Here is a 24,395-nt window from a genome sequence, read left to right on the forward strand (position 1 = left end):
ATAAACAAGATGAAGATCTCTGATGACAAAGACCTGTGGGTCTCCTGGGACGACTACAACCGCCTGATCGAACGACTGGCGCTGAAGGTCTACGAATCCGGCTACCAGTTCGACCAGGTCCTGTGCCTGGCGCGCGGCGGCCTGCGTCCGGGCGACGTGATGTCGCGCATTTTCGATGTGCCGCTGGCGATCCTGTCGACCAGCTCCTACCGTGAAGCGGCCGGCACCATCCGCAGCTCGCTGGACATCGCCAAGTACATCACCATCACCAAGGGCACCCTGGGCGGCCGCATCCTGCTGGTGGACGACCTGGTCGATTCCGGCGTGACGCTGCAGAAGGTGCTGGTGCACCTGAAGGAGCATTACCCGGCCGTCACCGAGATCAAGTCCGCCGTCTTGTGGTGGAAAGCCTGCTCGGTGGTCGAACCCGATTACCATATCGACTACCTGCCGACCAACCCGTGGATCCACCAGCCGTTCGAGGAATACGACGGCCTGGGCCCGCACCAGTTGGCGGCATGGATCAAGAAGGGCGGCGCCTGAGCCGTCCGCGGGATGCAGTAAGTAGTAAGTAAAAAAGCGCCGACACATGTCGGCGCTTTTTTTTGCGTTGAAATGTATCGCCAGGCTTGCTCAGTCCGCCAGCGGAAAGCCGAGCGTGAATGCCGCTCCATGCCCGTCAAGGTTGGCCACATCGATGCGCGCGCCATAGAAGTCCATCACCGTCTTGGCGATGGCCAAGCCCAGCCCCGCGCCGGCGATCTCCCCGCTCTGGGAAGCGCTGCCGCGGTAAAAGCGGTCGAACAGATGCGGCATGTCGCTCTCCACGATGCCCGGGCCGCTATCGGCCACCGTGACCGTGGCCAGTTCCGCCGTCTTGCCCACTTCCACGCGAATGGCGGTGTGCGGCGGCGAAAACTTGATGGCATTGTCGATCAGGTTGTCCAGCACCAGCGCCGCGGCGCGATGGCCGACCTTGGCCAGCACCGCCGCCGGCGCGCTGACCCGGATCTCGACCTGGCGCCCCCCGGCCGCCGGGCGCAAGCGTTCGGCGCAGTCCTGCGCCAGTTCGGCCAGCGAGACTGTCTCCGCCGCGATGGTTTCCTGGCCGGCATCGAGGCGGGCCAGCAGCAGCTCTTCAACGATGCTGGTCAGGCGCTCCACCTCATCCAGGCAGGAGTGCAGGGTCTCTACATAGGCCTGCGCCTCGCGCGGACGCCGCAAGGCCAGCTCGATCTCGGTGCGCAGGCGTGAGAGGGGAGAGCGGATTTCGTGGGAAGCGTTTGCCGTGAAGCTGCGCTGCAGCGCGAAGGCATGTTCCAGGCGAGCCAGCATGGAATTGAGCGTTTCCACCAGATGCCCGAGTTCGTCATCGGTGCCGGGATGCGCCAGCCGTTCGCTCAGGTTGGCGTCGCCGATGCGCCGGGCTTGCGCGGCGACCCGTTCGACGGTGCCGAACAGGGTCCGGGTAAGCACCGTGCCGGCGACCGAGAGCGCGACCAGCAAGGCCGCGGCCAGTCCGCCGAACAGCAGCGCGGCCGATTGCAGGATATGGTTGACATCGTCCAGGGAGCCGGCCACCTGCACGGCGAACAGTTTGCCGTCGACCGTGACGGGGGTGGAAACGATGCGCAGCGGTTCTTCGATGACATGCGGGAAGGTCTGGAACACCGTCTGCCCCTGGGCCATCTGTGCCAGCAAGGCCGGGGATACCGGCAGTTGCGCCACGCCGAGATTATTGCTGCGTGCCACCACATCGCCGCGCGCATCGACGATCTGCACCAGCCGGTCCAGCCGGACCAGCGAAGGCGGGGCCGAGCCGGCGGCCGGCTCGTGCACGCGTATCGCATCGGCATGGTTTTCCGCGAGCAGGCCGCTTTCGGTTTCCGCCAGCGCCAGCAGCGCCGCGTCGAGCTGCCCGCGCACCGACTGCGACAGCAACCACCAGCCGGCCGCCGCCGCGCAGGTGACGATCACCACTACCGCCACCAGGTGCACCAGCAGCATGCGTTGTCGAAAGCCCAGCATCAGTCGGATGCCTCCCGGATAAAGCGGAATCCCTGGCCGCGCACCGTCTCGATGAGGGGCGGCTGCCCGTCCAGGTTGATCTTGCGGCGCAGGTTCTTGATGTGCACATCCATCAGGTTGTCGATGGCGATCAGGTCGGCATGCCACACATGCTGCGCCAATTGCTGGCGGCTGACGACCTGGCCGGCATGGCGCGCCAGCAGCAGGAGTACTGCGTATTCTTTTTGCGTCAGGTCGAGCCGGACCTCGCCGCGCTTGACCTGATGGGTTACCAAGTCGATATCGAGATCGGCGATCTGCATGCGGGTCGCCGGCATGCGGCGCGGACGCCGCAGCAGCGCATGGACCCGCGCCAGCAATTCTTCGAAGGCGAAGGGCTTGGTCAGGTAGTCGTCGGCGCCGGTGTTGAGTCCTTCGACCCTGTCGCTCACGGCGTCGCGCGCGGTGAGCATCAGGATCGGCAGGTCCACGCCCTCGCGGCGCAGTTGCCGGCAGAATTCGGTGCCGTCCATGCCGGGCAGCATCCAGTCGAAAATGGCGAGATCGCACTCCGGGCCGATCCGCGCCGCGGCTTCTTCGGCGGTGTGCGCCACGTCGACCGCAAAGCCTTCCTCCTGCAAACCTTGCGCCAGCAAGCGTGCCGCTTTCTTATCGTCTTCGAGTAACAGGATATGCATGCCCACGCGCCAGTATAGGAACAAAAGGGATCCGCGCATCCTGAAGAACAATTCAGAATGCGCCCAATCCATCGCTCCTATCATAGCGAAGTTTTTCGAGGCCCAGCATGTGCGAAGAGGGATGCATGCTGATGCCGCGTGCCCTATCCGGCGTATCGCCACGTCGATGACGCCTTGCCGCCGCCCCGGCTAGCCACTAGAAGGGGGCGCAAATCCATCCGCACAGTCACGGTGCCACCATGAACAAGAAATCCATACAGGCCAAGCGCCTGGCTATCCTGCTGGGCGCCATCGCCCTGATCGCCGTCGCCGCACGCGGCGTGCTGCCGCTGAAGGCCGGCGAACTGAAAGACAATGCCGCCGAAGGCACGGTCCTCAAGCGCGAGGGCGAAAGCCTGATCGTCCCGGCCGGCTCGTCGCTGCGCAAGACGCTGGCCACTGCCGCCATCGCCGAGCAGGACATAGCCGTTCCCTTCACGCTGCCGGCAAGCATCGAGGCCGACCCGGCCCGCCTGGCCAGGATACTGGCGCCGGCGACCGGGCGTATCGCCGTCATCCGCAAGCGGCTGGGCGACGAGGTCAAGGCCGGCGATGTCCTGTTCGAAGTCGATGCGGCCGATTTTGCCCAGGCCTCGAGCGACGACCGCAAGGCGCAAGCCGCGCTGGAATTGACGCGCCGCGCTCTGGAGCGCCAGCGCGCGCTGGACCAGGCCCAGATCTCCTCGCGCCGCGACCTCGAGCAAGCCCAAAGCGATTATGCGCAGGCTGAAAGCGAAGCCGCCCGCAGCCGCACCCGCCTGGCCCAACTGGGCGCCGGCCATGCGCAGGCGGCCGGCCGGCTGGCCGTGCGCTCGCCGGTCAGCGGCCATGTGATCGAACTCAACGCCGCTCCCGGCGGTTACTGGAATGACGCCACCGCCGCGGTGATGACGGTGGCCGACCTGTCTTCGGTATTCATCACCGCCAGCGCGCAGGAGAAAGACCTGTCGCACCTGTACGTCGGCCAAGAGGCAGAGGTCGCCCTCGATGCCTATCCCGCCCAACCCATGCGCGCCAGGATCGCGATGATCGGGCAAGTGCTGGATCCGGACACGCGCACGGTCAAGGTGCGCATGCTGGCCGCCAACCAGGACGGCCGCCTCAAGCCCGGCATGTTCGCCCAGGCCACCTTGCGCGACAAGCCGCACCGCGGCTTGCTGGTGCCGATGGCGGCGGTGGTGCAAAGCGGCTTTGCCGACCGCGTCTTCGTCGAGACTTCCTCATGGGCATTCCAGCCCCGCAAAGTCACCCTCGGCGCGCAGGTGGGCAGCGATGTCGAAGTGCTCTCCGGCCTGCAGTCCGGCGAGCGCGTGGTGACCAAGGATGGAGTGCTGCTCAATGATTGAACGCATCGTCTCCCTGTGCTTCCAGCGGCGCGGCATCGTCATGCTGGTATTCGCGCTGTCCGCCCTGTACGGCTGGTATAGCTGGAAGCAGCTTCCGCTGGAAGCCTATCCCGACATCGCCGACGTCACCTCCCAGGTGGTCACCCAGGTCAACGGCCTGGCCGCCGAAGAGGTGGAGCAGCAGATCACCATCCCGCTGGAACGCCAGATCATGGGCACGCCGGGCATGCACGTGATGCGTTCCAAGAGCACCTTCGGCCTGTCGCTGATCACGGTGGTGTTTCGCGACGGCGCCGAAGACTATTGGTCGCGCCAGCGCCTGCAGGAGCGCATCTCCAGCGTCAGCCTGCCGTACGGCGCCCAGCCTGCGCTGGATGCGCTGACTTCGCCCATCGGCGAAATCTACCGCTATACGCTGCAATCCAGGACGCGCGACCTGCGCGAACTGTCGGAGTTGCAGTTCTGGAAGGTCATCCCGCGCCTCAAGCAAGTGCCGGGCGTGGTGGATGTCTCCAATTTCGGCGGGCTGACCACGCAGTTCATGCTGGAATTCGATCCGGCCAAGCTGGTCAAGTACAACCTGTCGCTGAACCAGATCACGCAGGCGATCTCTTCCAACAACGCCAATGCCGGCGGCAGCATCATGCAGCGCGGCGAGCAGGGGCTGGTGATCCGGGGCGTCGGCCTGATCCGCAGCCTGGCCGATCTCGGCAATGTCGTGGTGACGCAGAAGAACGGCGTGCCGGTCCTGGTCAAGGACCTGGGCAAGGTCGTGCTGGGCGAGCAGGAGCGGCATGGCGTGGTGGGCATCGACGGCAATCCGGACGCGATCGAAGGCATCACCTTGTTGCTGAAGAACGAGAACCCCTCGCAAGTCATGCAGGGCGTGCATGAAGCGGTGCAGGACCTGAACGAACACATCCTGCCCAAGGACGTGAAGGTGGTGCCCTACATCGACCGCAGCAAGCTGGTCGATGCCACCGTGCATACGGTCGGCAAGACGCTGATGGAAGGCATGGTGCTGGTCTCGCTGGTGCTGTTCCTGTTCCTGGGCAGCCCGCGCGCTGCGGCGATCGTCGCCATCACGATCCCGCTGTCGCTGCTGGCGGCTTTCACGCTGATGCACCATTTCAAGATACCGGCCAACCTGCTGTCGCTGGGCGCCATCGACTTCGGCATCCTGGTGGACGGCGCCATCGTGGTGGTCGAAAGCGTGCTGCGGCTGCGCGAAGAGCGTCCCGACGGCGAGCTGACCGGCGACGACATCCTGCAACTGATGAAGCAGGTGGCGCGCCCGATCTTCTTCGGCATGCTGGTCATCATCATCGCCTACCTGCCGTTGTTCGCCTTCCAGCGCATCGAGTACAAGCTGTTCTCGCCGATGGCCTTCGCGGTCGGCTTCGCCTTGCTGGGCGCCTTGCTGGTGGCGCTCCTGCTGACGCCGGGATTGTCCTGGCTGGCGTACCGCAAGCGCGCCAAGGTGTTCCACAATCCGGTGCTGGCCTGGCTGGAGCCGCGCTACAAGGCCGTCCTGGCGCGCCTGGTGGGGCGCTCGCGCTTCGTGCTCGCCGTGACCGGCGCCACGATGGTCGCCATCGTGCTGCTGGGCGCGAGCATCGGCCGCGATTTCCTGCCCTACCTGGACGAGGGCTCGATCTGGCTGCAGGTGTCGCTGCCGCCGGGCGTATCGCTGGAAAAAGCCAGCGAGCTGGCCGGCCGCCTGCGTGCCGCCACGCTGGAATTCCCCGAGGTCGAGCACATCGTCACCCAGGTCGGGCGCAACGATGACGGCACCGATCCGTTCACGCCTTCGCATATCGAATGCGCGGTCACATTGCATCCTTACTCCGAATGGAAGTCCGGCTGGACCAAGCAGGAGCTGATCGCCCATATGGCCGAGCGCTACAAGAAACTGGCCGGCATCGAGGTCGGCTTCAGCCAGCCGATGATCGACGGCGTGCTGGACAAGCTGTCCGGCGCGCACAGCGACCTGGTGGTGAAAATCTACGGCGACGATTTCCGTGAGACGCGCGCGCTGGCCACGTCCGTGTTGCATGTGCTGGAAGCCACGCCCGGCGCTGCCGATGTGATCATCGACCAGGAACCGCGCCTGCCGCAGGTGCGGGTGGACGTCGACCGCGCGGCGGCGGCCCGGCTGGGCATCAACATCGCTGACGTGATGTCGCTGATCCAGACCGGCATCGGCGGCAGCCCGGTCACGCAGATCTTCATCGAGGAGCGCAGCTACAACGTGGCCGCCCGCTTTTCCGGCCAGGCGCGCGGTACGCCAGAAGCCCTGGGCAACCTGACCGTGAATGCCGCCAACGGCGCGCACGTGGCGCTGGCGCAGATCGCCAGGATCAGCATGCAGGACGGTGAAACCACCATCACGCGCGAGATGAACCGGCGCCACCTGACGGTGCGGCTGAACCTGCGCGGGCGCGACCTGGCTTCCTTCCTCGACGACGCCAAGCAGCGCCTGGCGCGCGAGGTCAACTACGACCACGGCCGCAACCAGATCAGCTGGGGCGGCCAGTTCGAGAACCAGCAACGCGCCCAGGCGCGCCTGGCGCTGATCCTGCCGATGGCGCTGGCCTTCATGTTCGTGCTGCTGTTCACCGAATTCAAGAACCTGCGCCAGCCGGCCCTGATCCTGCTGTGCGTGCCGCTGGCGACATTGGGCGGGCTGGTCGCGCTGCATCTGCGCGGCATGACCCTGAACGTCTCCTCGGCGGTGGGCTTCATCGCGCTGTTCGGGGTGGCGGTTCTCAACGCCATCATCATGATGTCCAACCTGAACCGCTGGGCGCGGGATTCCGGTTTGCCGCTGCGCGAAGCGGTCATCGCCGGCGCGCTGGAGCGCATGCGGCCGGTGCTGATGACCGCCACCGTGGCCGCGCTCGGCTTGGTGCCGGCGGCCATAGCGCACGGACTGGGCAGCGACGTGCAGCGGCCGCTGGCCACGGTCGTCGTGGGCGGGCTGGTGACCGCCACGGTGTTGACCCTGGTGCTGCTGCCTGCCTTGTATTACCTGGTCGAGGTTGCCGTCGAGCGGCGCGCTTCCAAATCGGCGAACTGATTTTGCGAGACCTGCCATGCATCAGAAAACACATTTCCTCTTTGCTTCCCGCTGGATCAGCCTGATCGGAACGGCCGTGTTCGGCGCCGCGCTGGGCGGCTGCGCCGTCGGCCCCGATTTCAAGCAGCCGGATGCGCCGCAAGTGAAGGCCTATACCGCCGAAGGGGTGGAAGCATCGGCCGCCGTCGACGGCCAGCGTTTCGTCTCCGGCCAGGACGTGTCCGGCCAATGGTGGACCGCGTTCGGATCGCAGCCGCTTAACGCGCTGGTCGAGGCCGCGCTGGCCAACAACGCCGATCTGCAGGCGGCGCAGGCGGCATTGCGCGCGGCGCGCGAGACGGCCGCGGCGCAGCGGGGCGGGTTGTTCCCCAGCGTCGATCTCCACTACCAGCCGTCCCGGCAATCCGTGGCCAGCCCGCTGGCCAGTCCGCTTGTCGACAACAGCTATATCTATACCTTGCACACCGCGCAGCTCAACATCTCCTACGCGCCTGATATCTTCGGCGGTTTGCGGCGGCAAATCGAGGCCGGCCAAGCGCAGGCCGAGGCGCAGCGTTTCCAACGTAACGCCACGTATCTGACGCTGGTATCGAACGTGGTGCTGGCAGCGCTCAATGAGGCTTCGCTCAGGGACCAGTTGGCGGCGGCCGAACAGGCGGCGACGCTGGCGGCGCAACAACTGGAACTGGTGCGCAAGCAGCGCGCGCTGGGCGCGCTCGGCCTGGCTGACGTCGCCGCGCAGGAGAGCCTGCTGGCCCAGGCCGAAGCGGCGCTGCCGGCGCTGCGCAAGCAATTGGCCCAGCAGCGAGACCAGGTTGCCGTGCTGGTCGGGCGCTTCCCCGGCGAAGGCGGCCTGCAGCGCATTGAATTGTCGTCGTTGTCGCTGCCGGCCGAATTGCCGCTGAGCCTGCCGTCGGCGCTGGTGCAGCAGCGTCCCGATGTGCGCGCGGCACAGGCGCAGTTGCAGGCGGCGTCGGCCCAGGTCGGCGTGGCGATCGCCAATCGCTTGCCCAGCTTCACGATCACCGGCGGCATCGGCAGCTCGGCGCTGGATTTCTCCAAACTGTTCACTTCCGGCACCGGCTTCTGGAGCCTGGGGCTGGACATCGCACAGCCGATCTTCAAGGGCGGCAGCCTGAGGCACCAGCAACGCGCCGCCGAGGCCGGCCTGGAGCAGGCCGGGGCGCAATACCGCAGCGTGGTGCTGGGCGCGTTCCAGAACGTGGCGGATACCTTGCACGCGATCGCTGCAGACGCCGATGCGCTGGCCACCGCCATGCGCGCCGAGAGCGCGGCGCGGCGCAGTTTCGATGTCGCCCAGGCGCAGTGGAAGGCCGGCCTTTCCGGCTATCCGCAAGTACTGCTGGCGCAGCAAAACCTGCTGCAGACGAGCCAGTCGCGGGTGCAGGCGCAGGCCGCCCGCCTGGCCGATACGGTGGCCTTGTTCCAGGCGCTGGGCGGCGGCTGGTGGAATCGGGACTTATAAAAATACCGGGGGACGGCTGCCTTCGCGCAGCCGATGAGCATGATGAAGAAATACCTGATCGCAGCGCTTCTGCAGATGCCGGTCCTGGCGATGGCGGCCGACACCGGCGAAGAAGAAAGCTGGAACCTCAAGGGGCAGGCCACGTATATCTGGCAGCGCAAGTCGCCTTTCAGCGCAGCCTATAGCGGCCCCAACAGCCTGGGCACGGAAGCCGAGAAGTCGTATTCGTTTTCCGGCACGTTGTTTTTCGGCTACCGGCTGGCGGCCGGGACCGAGCTGTACTTCAATCCGGAAGTCGTGCAGTCGGTTCCGATGTCGGAGCTGACGGGGCTGGGCGGCATGCTCAATTCGGAGCAGCAGAAATCGTCCGGGCCCAATCCCACGTTCTACCGGGCCCGCCTGTTCCTGCGCCAGACCTGGAATCTCGGCGGGGAAACCACCTGGCAGGAGTCGCAGGCCAACCAGCTTGCCGGCAACCTGAGCGCACGGCGCGTGGTCATGACCGTGGGCAACTATGCGATCACCGACATCTTCGACAACAACGCCTATGCGCACGACGGCCGCACGCAATTCATGAACTGGTCGCTGCTCACGCATGGCGCCTACGATTACGCGGCCGATACGCGCGGCTATACCTGGGGGGCGGCGCTGGAGTATTACAACGATGATTGGGTCTACCGTATCGGCCGTTCCCTGGTGCCCTGGGAGTCCAACGGCCAGAAGCTCGACACGCGCATCTTCCGGCATTTCAGCGACCAGGTCGAAATCGAGCACAGCTACACCTTGGGCGGACAGGCCGGCAAGCTGCGCCTGCTGGCATTCCACAACCGCATGATCAGCGGCAGTTTCCGCGATGCGCTGGCCGCCGCCGGCGGCGCCACGCCATCGGTGGCCGATGTGCGCAAGGAGCAGAGCAAGTACGGCGCCGGCATCAACATCGAGCAGAACCTGCGCCCCGACATCGGCATGTTCCTGCGGGCCAGCTGGAACGATGGCAAGACCGAGACTTACTCCTTCACCGAGGTGGAGCGCTCCGTGACCGTCGGCATGTCCATTGCCGGCACCCGCTGGGGCCGCGCCGATGACGTACTGGGCATCGCCGGCATCCGCAACGGCTTGTCCCAGGCGCACCGCGACTACCTGGCCGCCGGCGGAGTCGGGGTATTCATCGGCGACGGGCGCCTGAGCTACCGTCCCGAGGACATCGTCGAGGCCTACTACAACGTGCGGGTTTCGAAGAGCACGACGCTGGGGCTGGACGTGCAGAAGATTTTCCATCCGGCCTATAACGCCGACCGCGGCCCGGTGCTGGTGGCCGGGGCGCGGCTGCATGTCGAATTCTGAAGGACCGGATGGAAAGACGCCTTATGGAGCCACTTCAATGAAATCCTGTTTACAGAGGGGGCTGGCCTGCCTGGCCCTGGCCAGCCTCGCATCGTGTTCATCGGCCTCGCCCGAAAATTCCCAGTCCGTCTACGGAACAGTCTGGCGCATCATCGACGCGGGCGAAGACCAGGCCGCGCTGGAGCCGTGCCTGGCCAGCCGGTTTGCGCAATTGCAGGCAGGAGCGAAATTCGCGGCGATCCATTACCGCCATTGGGCCAGCCACTTCGTCACCACCGTTTTCGCCGAAATTCCCGAAGGCATGGCACTCAGGAAGGGCACGCGGCTGGAAATCGTTCCGGGTGAATGCGGCAAGAACGAGCTGGCGTCGATTGTCAGGCAAATCGGGGATTAAGGGATGACCTTGTTCCGCCTGAATTCCTCGAACAGCCGGTAGAACATCTGTTCGCTCTCCACATACTCATGGAAGCCGAAGCGACGCGCCTTTGAGCCGTCGCCGAACATATCGTAGTCCCACGAAAAAACGAAGTCGGCGAAACCCCATGACGACAGCGTTTCGTAGCGGTGCGCCGCCAGGCCGTGGGCGCGCGCGATGCTTTCCCACAGCGGCGCCTTGTCGCCCATCACATCGGCCAGCGCCAACGGCAGCGGCGGCCCGACTTCCATTTCGAACCAGCGCGCGATCTTCGGCCACATCTCGCTCCAGCGGAAGATGTCGCCGTTGCCGATATTGAAGGCCTGGTTGGCGCAGCCCTCGCTGGTCGCGGCCCAGAGCGTGGCCTTGGCCAGCAGGCCGGCATCGGTCATTTCCACCAGCTTGTCATAGGCGCCCGGTTTGCCTGGGAAGCGCAGCGGCAGGCCCAGCGCCTTCGAGATGCTGGCATATACCGCGATCGCCAGCGCCAGGTTCATCGGATTGCCCAGCGCAGCTCCGCCCACTACCGCGGGCCGGATGGCCGACCAGTTCCAGCGTTGGCCGGATTGCGCCTGTTGTTGTTCCAGCCAGCGCTGCTGGTCGAACATGAATTCGGGCGGCATGAACTGCGCATCGGTTTCGCGCGCCGGCGTCTTGAAGGGGCCAAGATGGCCGCCGTAAACCTTGTAGCCTTGCATCAGGCTGATGTGGCGCAGGTCCGGCGCGGCCGTTTCGAGCGCCTCCACCGTGTTCTTCAGCATCGCCAGGTTGGGCGCCACCAGTTCGCTCCAGGTGGCGCGATGCTGGTAGGCGGCGTAGAAGACATGGGTTACGTGTTCCAGCGGCGCCAGCTTGGCGCGCGTGTCGGCCGCATCCAGCAGGTCGACCGCGACGTGGCGCAGCCTGCCGTCCGCACTGTCTTCGCCGCCGCGGCGCGACAGGCCGATCACATTCCATTCTGGCAGCGTGAGCAGGTGCCCGATCAGGTTGCTGCCGATGACGCCATTGGCGCCGACGATCAGGGCGGTGGGTTTGCTTGCTTTGTCAGTGGACATCTGGATTCTCCGGTGGGGGTATCTGCGAGCTTCAATGCTGGCAAGGATTGTCCCCTCGGCTTTTGTTGAGAAAAATACCGGTAAAATCAAAAAATATTTGCTCCGGAGTCAACGATGTCGATCCAATCGGAAGAATTGCGCACCTTCGTCGCCGTGGTGGAAGCTGGCAGCCTGTCCGCCGCGGCCGAAGGGCTGGAGCAGACGACTTCGGGAGTGAGCCGGGCCTTGTCCCGGCTGGAGGAGAAACTGGGGGCCAGCCTGTTGACCCGTACCACGCGGCGCATGGAGCTGACGGAGGAGGGGCGGGTCTTGCTCGAACAGGCGCGCGACATCCTGGCCTCGATGGAGCAGGCCGAGGAGGCGGTGCGCATGCGCACGCAAAAGCCGGTCGGCAGGCTGCGCGTGGATGCGGCGGTGCCGTTCATGCTCCATTGTGTGGTGCCGCACGTGGGTGCCTTTCGCGAGGCGTATCCGGGGATCGAGCTGGAGCTGACCACCAACGACCGTTTCATCGACCTGGTCGAGCAGCGCACCGATATCGCCATCCGCATCGGCGAGCTGCAGGATTCCACGCTGCATGCCAAGCCGCTCAGTTCGGCGCGCCTGAATATCGTCGCCAGCCCCGATTATCTGGCGCGACATGGCACGCCGGCATCGGTGGAAGACCTGGAGCGGCACCGGCTGATCGGCTTCTCCCATCTGGAATCGCTCAACCACTGGCCGCTGCTGCACGCCGGCGGCGACCGCTATCCGGCCCGGCCAGGGATCCGCGCCTCCAGCGGCGAGACCATTCGCCAGCTGGCGCTGCATGGGCAAGGCATCGCCGCGCTGTCGAGTTTCGTATCGGATGCCGACATCGCCGCCGGCAGGCTGGTCAAGCTGCTGGAACCGGCATACAGCGGCTACCGGCAAAAGATCTCGGCGGTCTACTATCGCAATACCCAGCTATCGAAGCGGATCAGCTGCTTTTTGGATTTTTTGCAATGCAAGCTCTGATTCAGGGCTGGTTGCCTATACCGGTCAGCGGATCCGGCGCCAGCGTGAAGTAGAAGGTCGTCCCGCTCCCTTTGGCGGATTCGGCCCAGATATGCCCGCCATGTTTGTTGACGATGCGCTCCACGATGGCCAGGCCCACGCCCGTCCCCTCGAATTCCTGCTGGGTGTGCAGGCGCTGGAAAACGCCGAACAGCTTGTGCGCGTAGGCCATGTCGAAGCCCACGCCGTTGTCCGCCACGAAGTAGACGGCCGGATCGCCCGCCTTGTGGCCGACCGTGATCACGGCATCCTGCCGGGGGCGGGTGTATTTGACGGCATTCTCGAGCAAATTCCACCATACCTGGCGCAACAGCGCTTTCTCGGCCACGGCCGGTGGAAGGGGGGCGATGTCGAAACGAATATTCCGCCCGTTGTGCGTCGATTTCAGGTCTTGCAGGATGTCCTGGACCAGCCCATCGACATCCACCGTTTCGGTACGCAATGGCTTCGGTCCGATTTTCGAGAAGGCCAGCAGGCCCTCTAGCAGGGAATGCATCTTGGCGCTGCTTTTCTTGACCAGGGACAGGTAGCGCCGCCCATTCTCGTCCAGCGCGGACGCATGTTCTTCCTCCAGGATATTGGTGAACTGGGAGATGACCAGCAACGGACTGCGCAAATCGTGCGAGACCGAATAGCCGAACGATTCCAGATCGCGGTTGAGGCTCTCCAGTTCGGCGTTTTTCCGCCGCTGCTGCTCATGCATGCCGGCCAGCTTGGCGTAGAGTTTGGTATTTTCCAGCAAGAGCATCCACAAGACCAGGCTGGCGGCGAGCAGCCCGTAAATACGCCCGGCGTAAAATCCCAGATCGAATCTCTTGGCATTGAATATCGTTGACAGGCCGATGTCGAAAATCCAGGCGCAGAGAACCACCAGCAGCCACAGGTCGAGCACCGAGTAAGAGCGTTTTCGCCAGAGCATGGCGAGGGCGGCGAATGACAGGCCCCATATGCAAAATACGGTGATGAACAGCGCCGCGGTGTATTGACCCTGGAACAACAGCACCGGCAGATACGGATGTCCCGCGGAGACGACGAAGACCAGCGAGAGAACCAGTGCGAAGACCAGCGCGAACGCTGGAAGCAGCGGACGGGCCGATGCGGAAACCGGGCGCCGGTCCTTGAGCAGGGCATAGGCGATGACGAATAGTGGAAAGCCGCCATGCCAGAACATATACAGCCAGACCGTGGTCTGCGTACCGCCGCCCAGCAACCCGGCCGGGCTGAAGAGGCCGGGGAAGGAGAGGGCATGGATGGCCGTCATCAGCGCCGTGAACGTGTAGCCCAGCGCCAGGGCCAGTATCGCCTTGGAGCGCAGGATGGAAAACTGGCCGAAGAGCAGCAGCGCGGTGATGGCATCGTTGATGCAGAGCGCCGAGGCGTAGATCGGAATGAAAGCGTCGACTCTGGCCAAAGGCGTCCGCGCGAAGGGAAGGCAGACGGCGAAGAAGATTGCGGAAATGGCAATGAGCGCGATCGCCAGCTTTCTTTCGCTGCGGCTGGCCGGCATCGTAGGCAGGAACAGGGAAATATGTTCAGATTGTCTTTGCGTCATATGCTTTTTGGATCTCGCCGATGGAAAGCCGCACATAGGAAAACAATCCGGTCATTTCATTTGATGCGATACCGGGATATACCCATTCAATCCTCTGTCCGTCGGCTTGTCAACGGCCTCTCGTACGGCAGCGGCAATCGGCAAGAAATCTCCTTCGTACATTACCGAAACCGGCAGCTTTCAAGACGCATTAGTTGTCTTCTTGATTTTCTCCAATGTAAGCTCTGGTCAGGCAACGTTTTGCCGTAAATCAAGTCTGAGCACCTGCGATGCCGCAAGGGGGAACATGGCCTGCGGCGGCGACCACTACAAGATCGACCCGGAGAACAAGATGAAGCAAACGGAGGCCGGTATGGCCGCAGGCTGGAATATCAGAACAAAGCAGGTGCTGCGCAAGGTATGCGACGCAAGCTTCCTGGCACTGAGTGCTTTGGCCTGCATCGCGCTGGCGCCTTCGACCGCAGTCGCGGCCAACGCCAGTGTCGCCGCTTTTTCGCCGCAAGGCGAAGTGGCGCGCATCCGCCAGGTGCGGGCGCGCTTTTCGGAGGCGATGGTCAAGTTCGGCGACCCCAAGGCCGCTTCGCCCTTCGATGTCGATTGCCCGGTGGCCGGCAGTTCGCGCTGGGCCGACGACAAGAACTGGATCTTCGACTTCGAGCGCGACCTGCCGCCCGGCACAAGCTGCGGCTTCAGCCTGCGCACCGGCACCCGCTCGGCGGTCGGCAATCCCGTCGGCGGCAAGGCCAGCTTCCGTTTCAGCACCGGCGGTCCGGCCGTGATGCGCATGGAACCCTATGCCGGATCGCGTATCGCCGAAGACCAGGCGTTCATCCTGTTCCAGAACGGCGCGGCCACGGCGGCCTCGGTGCGCGAGCACCTGTATTGCGAAGCCGAAGGCATCAATGAGCGCATCCCGGTCAAGCAGTTGGCCGAGGGCGACCGCAAGGCCTTGCTCAAGGAGTTCGCCAAGAATATCGACCCCGCCTCGGTCACCACCGTGCAATGCCAGCAACGCCTGCCCAGCGACGCCCATGTGAAGCTGGTGTGGGACCGCGGCATCGCCGCCGCCAATGCGCCGTCCATCGTGACCGCGCAGCCGCAGGTGTTCAAGTTCCAGGTGCGCAGCGAGTTCACGGCCAGCATCAGTTGCCAGCGCGAGAACGCCAATGCCGCCTGCTCGCCCATCCTGCCGGTGACGCTGTCGTTCTCGGCGCCGGTGCCGCGCAAGCTGGCCGAGCAGATCGTGATGAACACCAGCACCGGCAAGATCAAGCCCGCCCTGAATCCGAACGAGCAGGGCGAGACCGTCCACGATCTCAGCTTCAAGCCGCCGTTCCCGGAAAAGTCCGAATTCACGATCACGCTGCCGTCCGGTTTCCAGGATGAGGATGGCCGCCCGCTGGGTAATGCCGGCTCCTTCCCGCTGAAGTCGGCGCTGGCCGACTTCCCGCCATTGGCCAAATTCCCGGCGGCGCCATTCGGCATCATCGAACTCAATGCCGATCCGGCCCTGCCGGTGACCCTGCGCCGCGTCGAAGCCGGTTTGCAGGTGCGGGGCGCGGACGGCCGCGCCATGCCCGGCAAGGTGGCCGACCTCAAGGTCGACGGCGACAAGGGCATCATTGCCTGGCTGACCCGCCTGAACAAGTACCACGAGAAATGGGGCAATCCGAAGAAGGTCGATTCGCGCAGCATCAGCCTGCTGCAGAAGGAACCGGGCGTGAAGAAGCTGGACCTGCCGCCGCTGAAGGAGGCCAAGGAGGGCGTGTGGCCTTTCGAAGTGGTCGGCATCCCGCTGCCGGATCCGGGCTTCTACGTGGTCGAACTGGAGTCGCAAAAGCTCGGCGCATCGCTGCTGGGCAAGCCGCAGCCGATGTATGTGCGCACCAGCGCGCTGGTGACCAACCTCGCCGTCCATGTCAAGCTGGGCCGCGCCAACGGCGCCGTCTGGGTGACCCGGCTGGATAATGCCAAGCCGGTCGCCGGCGCCGATGTGCGCGTATCGAACTGCGAAGGCACGCAGCTCTGGCAAGGCAAGACCGACGCCAACGGCGTGGCCGCCATGCCGCCGCTGGAAGACGCCTGTGCCAGCCGGCCTTATAACGAAGCGAATGCCGACAGCATCAACGGCCTGTTCGTCAGCGCGCGCAAGACCGACGAGAAGGGCCGGGCCGACATGGCCTTCGCGCTGAGCTCGTGGAACGACGGCATCGAGTCCTGGCGTTTCAACCTGCCGACCGAAACGGGCAAGGTCGCCACCACGCGCGCCACCACCATCTTCGACCGCACGCTGTTCCGCGCCGGCGAAACGGTGTCGATGAAGCACGTGATCCGCAGCGAAACCATGCAAGGCTTCGGCACGCTGCGCAAGGAAGACTTGCCTACGCGCGTGCGCATCACCCACCAGGGCAGCGGCCAGGAATACCAGTTCCCGCTGTCCTGGCGCGGGCTCAAGAGCGCCGAGACGGTGTTCGCCTTGCCCAGGCAGGCCAAGCTCGGCATCTATGAAGTGGTGCTGGACCAAGGCAAGGTCAATGCCAATGCCAGCAACCAGGATGCCGACAACGACCAGGCCGACGGCGAGCGCGGATGGGATGGCGGACGCCGCGCCTATTACACCGGCAGCTTCCGCGTCGAGGAATTCCGCCTGCCGCTGATGCAGGGACGCATCACGCCGCCCAAGGGGGCGCAGGTCGCCATCAAGGAATTGCCGCTCGACCTGCAACTGAACTACATCAACGGCGGCGGCGCGGCCGGCCAGAACGTGAGCGTGTCCAGCCTGGTACGCGCACGCGGCGTCAGCATAGCCGGCTATGACGGCTTCTCCTTCGACCCGCCGCGCGCCGATGACAACAGCAATGCCGACGACCAGAAGATCGTGGCCGACAAGCTGCCCGTCACGCTCGACAAGAACGGCGCCGGGCGCGCCGTGATCGCCCGGCTGCCGGCATCCACGCGGCCGCAGGAACTGCTGACCGAGATGACCTACAACGATCCCAACGGCGAGGTGCAGACTATCTCCAGCGTCACGCCGCTGTGGCCGTCGGGCGTGGTGGTCGGCCTGCGCGCCGGCAACTGGATTTCGGTGAAGAAGAAGCTGACGCTGACGGCGGTGACGCTGGACACCGCCGGCCGGCCGCAGGCCAACGTGCCGGTCGAGATCCGCGCCATCGCGCGCAAGACCAATTCGCACCGCAAGCGCATGGTCGGCGGTTTCTATGCCTATGAAAACGACCAGAGCACGCAAGACCTCGGCAAGCTGTGTTCGGGCAAGAGCGATGCGCACGGCATGTTCCTGTGCGACACCGAATTGTCGGAGCCGGGCAATGTCGACTTGATCGCCTCGGCCAAGGATGCGCGCGGCAATGCCGCTTCGGCGTATTCCTCGGTGTGGGTGACCGGCCGCGGCGAGCTGTGGTTCGAAGGCGAGAACCAGGACCGCATCGACATCCTGCCGGAGAAGAAGAACTACCAGCCCGGCGACACCGCCAAGTTCCAGGTGCGCATGCCGTTCCGCTACGCCAGTGCGCTGGTGGCGGTGGAGCGCGAAGGCGTGATCGATACGCAGGTGGTGCAACTGTCGGGGCAGGATCCGACCATTTCGGTGCCGGTGAAGGCCGAGTACGGGCCCAACGTCTATGTCTCGGTGCTGGCCGTGCGCGGCCGCATGCGTGAAGTGCCGTGGTATTCCTTCTTCCAGTGGGGCTGGAAGGAACCGATCAACTGGTGGCATGAATTCCGCGAATACCAGGCGCCGGGTCCCATCGTCGACCTCTCCAAGCCGGCCTGGAAGTTCGGCATCGCCGAGATCAACGTCGGCGAAGCCGGACATAAATTGCAGGTGGCGGTGAGCGCCGACAAGCCGACCTATCCGATCCGCGCCACGGCCAAGGTGACGGTGCAGGTCAAGCTGCCCGACGGCAAGCCGGCGGCCGGCGCCGAATTCGCGCTGGCGGCGGTGGATGAAGCACTGCTCGAACTGCAGCCCAACGGCAGTTGGGATGTGCTACATGCGATGCTGCAGCGGCGCAGCTATGGCGTGGAAACCTCGACCGCGCAGATGCAGGTGGTCGGCAAGCGCCATTACGGCAAGAAGGCCACTCCGGCGGGCGGCGGCGGTGGCAGGGCACCCACGCGCGAACTGTTCGACACGCTGCTGCTGTGGAAGCCGAATGTGACGCTGGATGCGGAAGGGCGCGCCCAGCTTGAGGTGCCGTTGAACGATGCACTGACCTCGTTCCGCATCGTCGCCATCGCTGAAAGCGGCGCCAACTACTTCGGCACCGGCAGCGTCAGCATCCGCTCGACCCAGGACGTGCAGGTCATCTCCGGCTTGCCGCCGCTGGTGCGCGAGGGCGACAGCTTCAACGGCACGGTCACGCTGCGCAACACCACCACGCATGACATGAAAATCAAGGTCACGGCACGCGCCCAAGGCAACCTGCCGGCGGTCGTGCTGACCCTGCCGGAACGCGTGGTGGCAGTGGCCGCCGGGCAGTCGGCCGAAGTGGCGTGGCCGGTGCAGGTGCCGGAAGGCATAGCGCAACTGGCCTGGGAAATCGCCGCGCAGGAGCAGGGCGGGCAAAACGCCAGGGATGCGATGAAGTTCAGCCAGCGCGTGCTGCCGGCGGTGCCGGTCACGGTGCAGCAGGCTACGCTGTTCCAGCTCGACAAGAGCGCGGCGATCAGCGTCGCCCAGCCCGCCGGCAGCCTGCCCGGGCGCGGCGGCCTGGCGATGGCGCTCAAGCCCAGCTTGGCTGGCGGCACCGAAGGCTTGACGCGCTACTTCGCCGACTACCCGTTCTCTTGCCTGGAGCAGAAAACCTCCAAGGCCATCGGCCTGCGCGACGAGGCCGGCTGGCAGAAGATCGCCGCCGACCTGCCGACCTATCTCGACGGCGATGGCCTGGCGTATTACTTCCCGCCTTCCGACAGCGGTGCGCGGCGCGGCAGCGATACGCTGACGGCCTACCTGCTGGCGGTCACCAGCGAGGCCGGCTATGCGATCCCGCAGCAAAGCCGCGACAAGATGCTGGAGGGTTTGGCGAACTTCGTCGAGGGCCGCGTCACGCGCGATTTCTGGTCGCCGCAAAAGGACCTGGACGTGCGCAAGCTGGCCGCGCTGGAGGCGCTGTCTCGCTACAACCGCGTGCAGCCGGCCATGCTGGGATCGCTGCAGATCAATCCCAACCAGTGGCCGACTTCCGGCCTGCTGGACTGGATCGCGCTGCTGCAGCGTGTATCGGCCATTCCCGAGCGCCAGAAGAAGCTCGACGAAGCCGAACAGATCCTGCGCGCGCGCCTGAATTTCCAGGGCACGCGCATGGGCTTCTCCAACGAGGAAGGCGATTACTGGTGGTGGCTGATGAGCGGCGGCGACGCCAACGCCAACCGCCTGATCCTGCTGGAACTGAACAACCCGGCCTGGCGCGATGACATGCCACGCCTGGTGGCCGGCGCGATCGGACGCCAGCAGCGCGGCCACTGGAACACCACCACCGCCAACGTCTGGGGCCGCCTGGCGCTGGAGAAATTCGCGCGCAAGTTTGAAAGCGAACCGGTCGGCGGCACTACCCGCGCCAGCCTGGAGCAAGGCGGCACCACGGTGGCGACCCAGGACCAGGCATGGAGCGGCGCGGCCGGCGGCGGCAAGCTGCAACTGCCGTGGCCCAAGGCCGGCGGCGCCAGCGCGGCGGTGCGCTTCACCCAGGACGGCAGCGGCAAGCCGTGGGTGACGCTGCAGAGCCTGGCGGCGGTGCCGCTGGCGCAGCCGTTCTCCAGCGGCTACCGGATCACGCGCAAGGTCGAAGCGGTTGAGCAGAAGCAGGCCGGCAGCTACACCCGCGGCGATGTGCTGCGGGTGACGCTGGAGATCGACGCCCAGACGGATATGACCTGGGTAGTGGTCACCGACCCGATACCGGGTGGCGCGACCTTGCTGGGTTCCGGCCTGGGCCGCGATTCGGCCATCGCCCAGGGGCAGGAGGACAAGCCGCGCGATCGCGGCCTGGGCTGGCTGGCGTATGAGGAACGCAGCTTCGAAGGTTATCGCGCCTATTACGAATCCATGCCCAAGGGCCGCACCAGCGTCAGCTACACGGTGCGCCTGAACAACGCCGGCGAATTCAACCTGCCGCCAACGCGGGTCGAGGCCCTGTATGCGCCGGAAATGTTCGGTGAAGTCCCGAACCGCAAGGTCGTGGTCAAGGCCGCGCAATAAGGGAGCAGGGATGTCGATACGATGCGCAATGGGACGCAAGCTGGCACGGCTGCTGTTGGCCGCCTTGCTGGCGCCTGCGGCCGCGCATGCGGTGCCCGGCTTCGCCGACGTCAAGCGGGATTTCATGCCGTCCGAGGCCAGCCTCTACGACCGCCATGGCGAGCTGCTGCAGCAGCAGCGCGTCAACATGGACGAGCGCAAGCTGGCCTGGGTCGGGCTGGAAGACGTATCGCCGGCGCTGCGCAATGCGTTGATCGCCTCGGAAGACCGGCGCTTCTACCAGCACAGCGGGATCGACTGGAGCGCGGTGGCCGCTTCTGCCTGGGGCAACCTGTGGCACACGCGCACGCGCGGCGCTTCCACCATCACCATGCAACTGGCCGGGCTGATGGACGAGGGCTTACGCCGCAAATCGTCCGCGCGCAGCGTCACGCAGAAGGTGTCCCAGGCCTTTGTCGCACAGTCGCTGGAGCGTTCATGGCGCAAGGATCAGATCCTTGAGGCTTATCTCAACATGGTGGCGTTCCGCGGCGAACTGGTCGGCGTGCATGCGTTGTCGCGCGTGATGTTCGGCAAGCATCCGAGCGGCCTCAACCAGAGCGAGGCGGCCATAGCCGTGGCGCTGATCCGCGCGCCCAACGCCTCGCCGCGCCGCGTATTCGAGCGCGCCTGCGCCATCCTGAAGGAAGAGCGCGCGCCGGAGCAATGCAACGGGCTGGACGGCGCGACCGAACTGGCGCTGGCGCGCGCCGCCGGCCGCCGCGACCTGCCGGGCGCCAGCGATGCGCCGCAACTGGCGCCCCATCTTGCGCGCAAGCTGCTCACGCAACCCGGCCAGCGCCTGCGCTCGACGCTGGACGCCGACCTGCAGCGCTTCGCCTCGCAAGCCTTGCGCCGGCAATTGGCCGGCCTCGTCGAGCGCAATATCGAAGACGGCGCGGTGATCGTCATCGACAACGCCAGCGGCGAGGTGCTGGCCTGGGTCGGCTCCAGCGGCAGCGCGCTGTCGTCGGCGGCCAATGTCGACGGCGTGGTGTCGCAGCGCCAGGCCGGCTCTACCCTGAAGCCTTTCCTGTACGAACTGGCGATCGAAAAGAAATGGATGACCGCGGCCTCGCTGCTGGACGATTCGCCGGTCAACCTCGCCACCTCGGCGGGGCTCTACATTCCGCAGAACTACGACAAGCAGTTCAAGGGGCTGGTCAGCCTGCGCACCGCGCTGGGTTCCTCGCTCAACATCCCGGCCGTGCGCACGCTGGTGATGGTGACGCCGGAACGCTTCTTCCAGCGCTTGCAGTCGCTGGGTTTCAATTTGCGCGAAAGCGGGGACTATTACGGCTACAGCCTGGCGCTGGGCAGTGCCGATGTGACGCTGGCCAATCTCGCCAATGCCTATCGGGCGCTGGCCAACCAGGGGCGCTATTCGACACTGCGCACCCGGCTCGACGAGGGCAGGGCGGCGGTGCGTTTCACCCAGGTGATGGATCCCGCGGCCTCGTTCATCATCGGCGACATCCTCGCCGACCGCAGCGCCCGCGCGCGTACCTTCGGTTTGGAGAATGCGCTGTCCACACGGATCTGGACTGCGGTCAAGACCGGCACGTCGAAGGACATGCGCGACAACTGGTGCGTCGGCTATTCGGCGCGTTACACGGTCGGGGTGTGGGTCGGCAATGCCTCTGGCGCGCCGATGTGGGATGTGTCCGGCGTGACCGGCGCGGCGCCGGTGTGGCAGGAGGTAATGCAATACCTGCACGCGCGCCGTCCGGATGCGGCGCCTGCCAAGCCTGCGAGTGTGGCGATGCGTTCGATCCGCTACGAGGGCGATGTGGAAGCGGCCCGCACCGAATACTTCTTGCCGGGCACCGCGCAGTCCGACATCCGCATTGCCCGCGCGCGCGAAATCCGGCCCGCCATCACGTATCCCACCGCCGGCATGCTGGCCGCATTGGATCCGGATATTCCTCCGGCGCGTCAGCGTATCCGCTTCCGCGCACAAGGTACACCGGCCGGCAGCCGTTGGGTGCTGGATGGGAAGGTGATGCCGGATGCCGTCATGCGTGCAGGCCGGGTGGTATCGGCGGATACAGGAGAAGAACTGGCGTATGACTGGATGCCGTGGCCCGGCAAGCATGTGCTCGCGCTGCAGGACAAGTCGGGAACGGAGCTGGACAGCATCCGGTTTGAAGTGCGCGGCGCCGTGGAGCGGCCGCAGGAAAAGGCGAAGAAGAAATAAAGGGGCCGACAATAAGACCGCCCAAAACGCAAAAGGCCGATTGATTTTCATCAATCGACCTTTTATGTTTTGGTGCCCACGGAGGGACTCGAACCCCCACACCTCGCGGCACATGGACCTGAACCATGCGCGTCTACCAATTCCGCCACGTGGGCCTTGTCAGGCAGAGCGTTGAAGCTGCTGTGCTTGAAAGAGGCTGCATATTAAGGGTAATTGAGTAGGTGGTCAACAGCTAATTTGAATTTTTTACGGATTTTTTGCGGAACAGGCTAAACGATATACATATCAGGGCTTCACGATGAGGTGAGGCGCGTACGCACGAAGGCGCCAGCCAGCACTGCGGCCAGTGTCGCCGTCAAGGCACCCAACAGGAAAGCAAGGCGATAACCGCCATTGAGCGCGGTAACGGCATCTGCTCCCGCGACAGCCAGCCCGGCGGTGCTGCTCGCGGCCAGGCTGGCCAGGATGGCAAGGCCGAGCGCGCCGCCCATCATGAACGAAGTATTGACGATGCCGGATGCCAGGCCCGATTCCTCGACGGCGACGTCGCTCATCGCCGCCAGCAGCACTGGATTGAATGCCACGCCCGCGCCCAGGCCGATCAGCAGCATGCCTGGGAACACATCTGCCATGAAGCTGCCGTCGACCGGCACACGCGCGAACAGCGCCAGCCCGGCCGCGGCTCCCAGCAACCCCACCGCCAATGGCAGGCGGATGCCGAAGCGCATCACCAGCTTGGCCGACAGCCCCAGCGAAAGCGCCGCCATCGGGAGGCAGGCCGGCAGGAAAGCCAGTCCGACCTGCATGGCGCTGTAGTTCAGTATGCGCTGGAGATACAGCGCCGAGATGAAGGACCAGGCAAACAGCGAGGCCGCCCACAGTACGCCCACCACGTTGGCGGTCGCCACATTGCGCAACGCCAGCATGCGCAGCGGCATGAGCGGATGCGGGACGCGCGCTTCGATGGCCAGGAACACGATGGCCAGCAGGAGCGCGATGGCCAACTGGATCAGCGTTTGCGCCGATGTCCAGCCGGCTTCGTTGCCATGCACGACGGTATAGACCGCCAGCATCAGCGATGCGGTCACGGTGATGGCGCCCGCCACATCCAGTCTGGGGCGTTCGGCAGCCGGCTTGTCCGCGGGCAGGAGCGCCACGCATGCGGCATACACCGCCACGCCGATCGGCAGGTTGACCAGGAAAATCCAGTGCCAGTTGAAGGCGCTGGTCAGCAGTCCGCCCAGCAGCACGCCGATGGTGCCGCCGCCGGCGGCCACGAAGCCGTAGATGCCCATGGCCTTGGCACGGTCTTCGGGCGAGGTGAACAAATTCATGATGAGCGACAGCGACACCGCCGACACCAGCGCGCCGCCGAATCCCTGCACGGCGCGCGCCGTCACCAGCAGCACTTGCGAATTCGCCAGTCCGCACGCGGTCGAGGCCAGCGTGAACAGCGCAATTCCCAGCAGGAACAGCTTGCGCTGCCCGTACAGGTCGCCCAGCCGCCCGCCCAACAGGAGGAAACCGCCGAAGGTCAGCATGTAGGCGTTGACCACCCACACCAGCGAGGTTTCGGTAAAGCCGAGGTCGCTGCGGATGGAGGGCAGCGCGACGTTCACGATGGTCGTGTCCAGCACGATCATCAGCACGCCAAGGCAGAGCACGGTCAGGGCGATCCAGCGTTTGCGTTCGTCGATGTCATGCGTCATGGGAGCGTTCCTGTCGAGGGAGGCGCCATTGCACTGATGCGGCGCCAAGTCTTGTTTGGACAATGGATTGCATCGGGGGCGAGAGGTTCGTCGCCGTTCAGGCGGCCCACTTTACTACAATCGGCGCCTCCAGTCGCAGCCCGAAAAAAAACGGCGACCGCAAGGGCCGCCGTT

At 65.2% G+C, this 24,395-nt stretch carries 14 protein-coding genes and 1 tRNA gene; 9 read left to right on the top strand and 6 right to left on the bottom strand.

Translation table 11 applies throughout. From position 1 onward, the window contains the following. The first annotated feature begins 9 nt into the window (after window positions 1–9). The gene (locus J7548_RS00755; protein ID WP_290969012.1) at window positions 10–543 is read left to right on the top strand and encodes a phosphoribosyltransferase family protein; all 534 of its coding nucleotides are present in this window, start codon (window positions 10–12) and stop codon (window positions 541–543) included. Window positions 544–633: 90 nt separating this feature from the next. On the opposite strand, the gene J7548_RS00760 is transcribed toward J7548_RS00755, so the two are convergent. Together J7548_RS00760 and J7548_RS00765 are read right to left on the bottom strand one after the other, a co-directional pair. Further along, window positions 634–2,028: an ATP-binding protein gene (locus J7548_RS00760; protein ID WP_290969014.1), complete on the bottom strand. Its 1,395-nt coding sequence runs from the start codon at window positions 2,026–2,028 to the stop codon at window positions 634–636. Then, the gene (locus tag J7548_RS00765) at window positions 2,028–2,705 is read right to left on the bottom strand and encodes a response regulator transcription factor (protein WP_290969016.1); all 678 of its coding nucleotides are present in this window, start codon (window positions 2,703–2,705) and stop codon (window positions 2,028–2,030) included. Before J7548_RS00765 ends, J7548_RS00760 begins: the two co-directional genes overlap by 1 nt. A 239-nt stretch (window positions 2,706–2,944) precedes the next feature. On the opposite strand from J7548_RS00765, the gene J7548_RS00770 reads away from it, so the two are divergent. From J7548_RS00770 to J7548_RS00790, 5 genes are read left to right on the top strand one after another with little or no spacing between them, the layout of a single operon-like run. Next, on the top strand, window positions 2,945–4,090 hold the full coding sequence (locus J7548_RS00770) for an efflux RND transporter periplasmic adaptor subunit (protein WP_290969019.1): 1,146 nt from the start codon (window positions 2,945–2,947) through the stop codon (window positions 4,088–4,090). After that, the gene (locus J7548_RS00775; protein WP_290969023.1) at window positions 4,083–7,169 is read left to right on the top strand and encodes a CusA/CzcA family heavy metal efflux RND transporter; all 3,087 of its coding nucleotides are present in this window, start codon (window positions 4,083–4,085) and stop codon (window positions 7,167–7,169) included. Before J7548_RS00770 ends, J7548_RS00775 begins: the two co-directional genes overlap by 8 nt. 16 nt (window positions 7,170–7,185) lie before the next feature. Next, on the top strand, window positions 7,186–8,655 hold the full coding sequence (locus J7548_RS00780) for an efflux transporter outer membrane subunit (protein ID WP_290969026.1): 1,470 nt from the start codon (window positions 7,186–7,188) through the stop codon (window positions 8,653–8,655). 39 nt (window positions 8,656–8,694) lie between these two features. Then, the gene (locus J7548_RS00785; RefSeq protein WP_290969029.1) at window positions 8,695–9,999 is read left to right on the top strand and encodes a carbohydrate porin; all 1,305 of its coding nucleotides are present in this window, start codon (window positions 8,695–8,697) and stop codon (window positions 9,997–9,999) included. Beyond that, on the top strand, window positions 9,986–10,393 hold the full coding sequence (locus tag J7548_RS00790) for a hypothetical protein (protein ID WP_290969032.1): 408 nt from the start codon (window positions 9,986–9,988) through the stop codon (window positions 10,391–10,393). The genes J7548_RS00785 and J7548_RS00790 overlap by 14 nt, the downstream gene beginning before the upstream one ends. Here the strand turns inward: J7548_RS00790 and J7548_RS00795 are convergent. Next, window positions 10,390–11,469, bottom strand: a complete 1,080-nt coding sequence (locus tag J7548_RS00795; protein ID WP_290969035.1) for an SDR family oxidoreductase — start codon at window positions 11,467–11,469, stop codon at window positions 10,390–10,392. The genes J7548_RS00790 and J7548_RS00795 overlap by 4 nt on opposite strands. A 114-nt stretch (window positions 11,470–11,583) precedes the next feature. On the opposite strand from J7548_RS00795, the gene J7548_RS00800 reads away from it, so the two are divergent. Further along, window positions 11,584–12,465, top strand: a complete 882-nt coding sequence (locus tag J7548_RS00800) for a LysR family transcriptional regulator (RefSeq protein ID WP_290969039.1) — start codon at window positions 11,584–11,586, stop codon at window positions 12,463–12,465. 1 nt (window position 12,466) lies between these two features. Here J7548_RS00800 and J7548_RS00805 read toward each other — a convergent pair whose 3' ends face one another. Beyond that, a complete protein-coding gene (locus tag J7548_RS00805) occupies window positions 12,467–14,056 on the bottom strand; it encodes an MASE4 domain-containing protein (RefSeq protein WP_290969042.1) in 1,590 nt (529 codons plus the stop codon). Window positions 14,057–14,387: 331 nt separating this feature from the next. Between J7548_RS00805 and J7548_RS00810 the strand changes: the two genes are divergently transcribed. Continuing rightward, window positions 14,388–20,276 carry an MG2 domain-containing protein gene (locus J7548_RS00810; protein WP_290969045.1) on the top strand — a complete coding sequence of 1,963 codons (5,889 nt, stop codon included), beginning with the start codon at window positions 14,388–14,390 and terminating at the stop codon, window positions 20,274–20,276. A 28-nt stretch (window positions 20,277–20,304) separates the two neighbouring features. Then, on the top strand, window positions 20,305–22,512 hold the full coding sequence (pbpC, locus tag J7548_RS00815; RefSeq protein WP_290969046.1) for a penicillin-binding protein 1C: 2,208 nt from the start codon (window positions 20,305–20,307) through the stop codon (window positions 22,510–22,512). Between the two features lie 70 nt (window positions 22,513–22,582). Here the strand turns inward: pbpC and J7548_RS00820 are convergent. Together J7548_RS00820 and J7548_RS00825 are read right to left on the bottom strand one after the other, a co-directional pair. Then, window positions 22,583–22,667 (bottom strand) — tRNA-Leu (locus J7548_RS00820). Between the two features lie 138 nt (window positions 22,668–22,805). After that, window positions 22,806–24,221, bottom strand: coding sequence for a DHA2 family efflux MFS transporter permease subunit (locus J7548_RS00825; RefSeq protein ID WP_290969048.1), 1,416 nt, complete (start codon window positions 24,219–24,221; stop codon window positions 22,806–22,808). Between the last annotated feature and the right edge of the window lie 174 nt (window positions 24,222–24,395).

Origin of the sequence: Herbaspirillum sp., from assembly GCF_017744395.1 — a bacterium.
Classification (GTDB): domain Bacteria; phylum Pseudomonadota; class Gammaproteobacteria; order Burkholderiales; family Burkholderiaceae_D; genus Herbaspirillum.

Excerpts from the sequence above, each read along its gene's own strand:
- J7548_RS00755 (WP_290969012.1), top strand. The coding sequence starts at position 10 with ATGAAGATCTCTGATGACAAAGACCTGTGGGTCTCCTGGGACGACTAC.
- J7548_RS00760 (WP_290969014.1), bottom strand. The coding sequence starts at position 2,028 with ATGCTGGGCTTTCGACAACGCATGCTGCTGGTGCACCTGGTGGCGGTA.
- J7548_RS00765 (WP_290969016.1), bottom strand. The coding sequence starts at position 2,705 with ATGCATATCCTGTTACTCGAAGACGATAAGAAAGCGGCACGCTTGCTG.
- J7548_RS00770 (WP_290969019.1), top strand. The coding sequence starts at position 2,945 with ATGAACAAGAAATCCATACAGGCCAAGCGCCTGGCTATCCTGCTGGGC.
- J7548_RS00775 (WP_290969023.1), top strand. The coding sequence starts at position 4,083 with ATGATTGAACGCATCGTCTCCCTGTGCTTCCAGCGGCGCGGCATCGTC.
- J7548_RS00780 (WP_290969026.1), top strand. The coding sequence starts at position 7,186 with ATGCATCAGAAAACACATTTCCTCTTTGCTTCCCGCTGGATCAGCCTG.
- J7548_RS00785 (WP_290969029.1), top strand. The coding sequence starts at position 8,695 with ATGATGAAGAAATACCTGATCGCAGCGCTTCTGCAGATGCCGGTCCTG.
- J7548_RS00790 (WP_290969032.1), top strand. The coding sequence starts at position 9,986 with ATGTCGAATTCTGAAGGACCGGATGGAAAGACGCCTTATGGAGCCACT.
- J7548_RS00795 (WP_290969035.1), bottom strand. The coding sequence starts at position 11,469 with ATGTCCACTGACAAAGCAAGCAAACCCACCGCCCTGATCGTCGGCGCC.
- J7548_RS00800 (WP_290969039.1), top strand. The coding sequence starts at position 11,584 with ATGTCGATCCAATCGGAAGAATTGCGCACCTTCGTCGCCGTGGTGGAA.
- J7548_RS00805 (WP_290969042.1), bottom strand. The coding sequence starts at position 14,056 with ATGACGCAAAGACAATCTGAACATATTTCCCTGTTCCTGCCTACGATG.
- J7548_RS00810 (WP_290969045.1), top strand. The coding sequence starts at position 14,388 with ATGAAGCAAACGGAGGCCGGTATGGCCGCAGGCTGGAATATCAGAACA.
- pbpC (WP_290969046.1), top strand. The coding sequence starts at position 20,305 with ATGGGACGCAAGCTGGCACGGCTGCTGTTGGCCGCCTTGCTGGCGCCT.
- J7548_RS00825 (WP_290969048.1), bottom strand. The coding sequence starts at position 24,221 with ATGACGCATGACATCGACGAACGCAAACGCTGGATCGCCCTGACCGTG.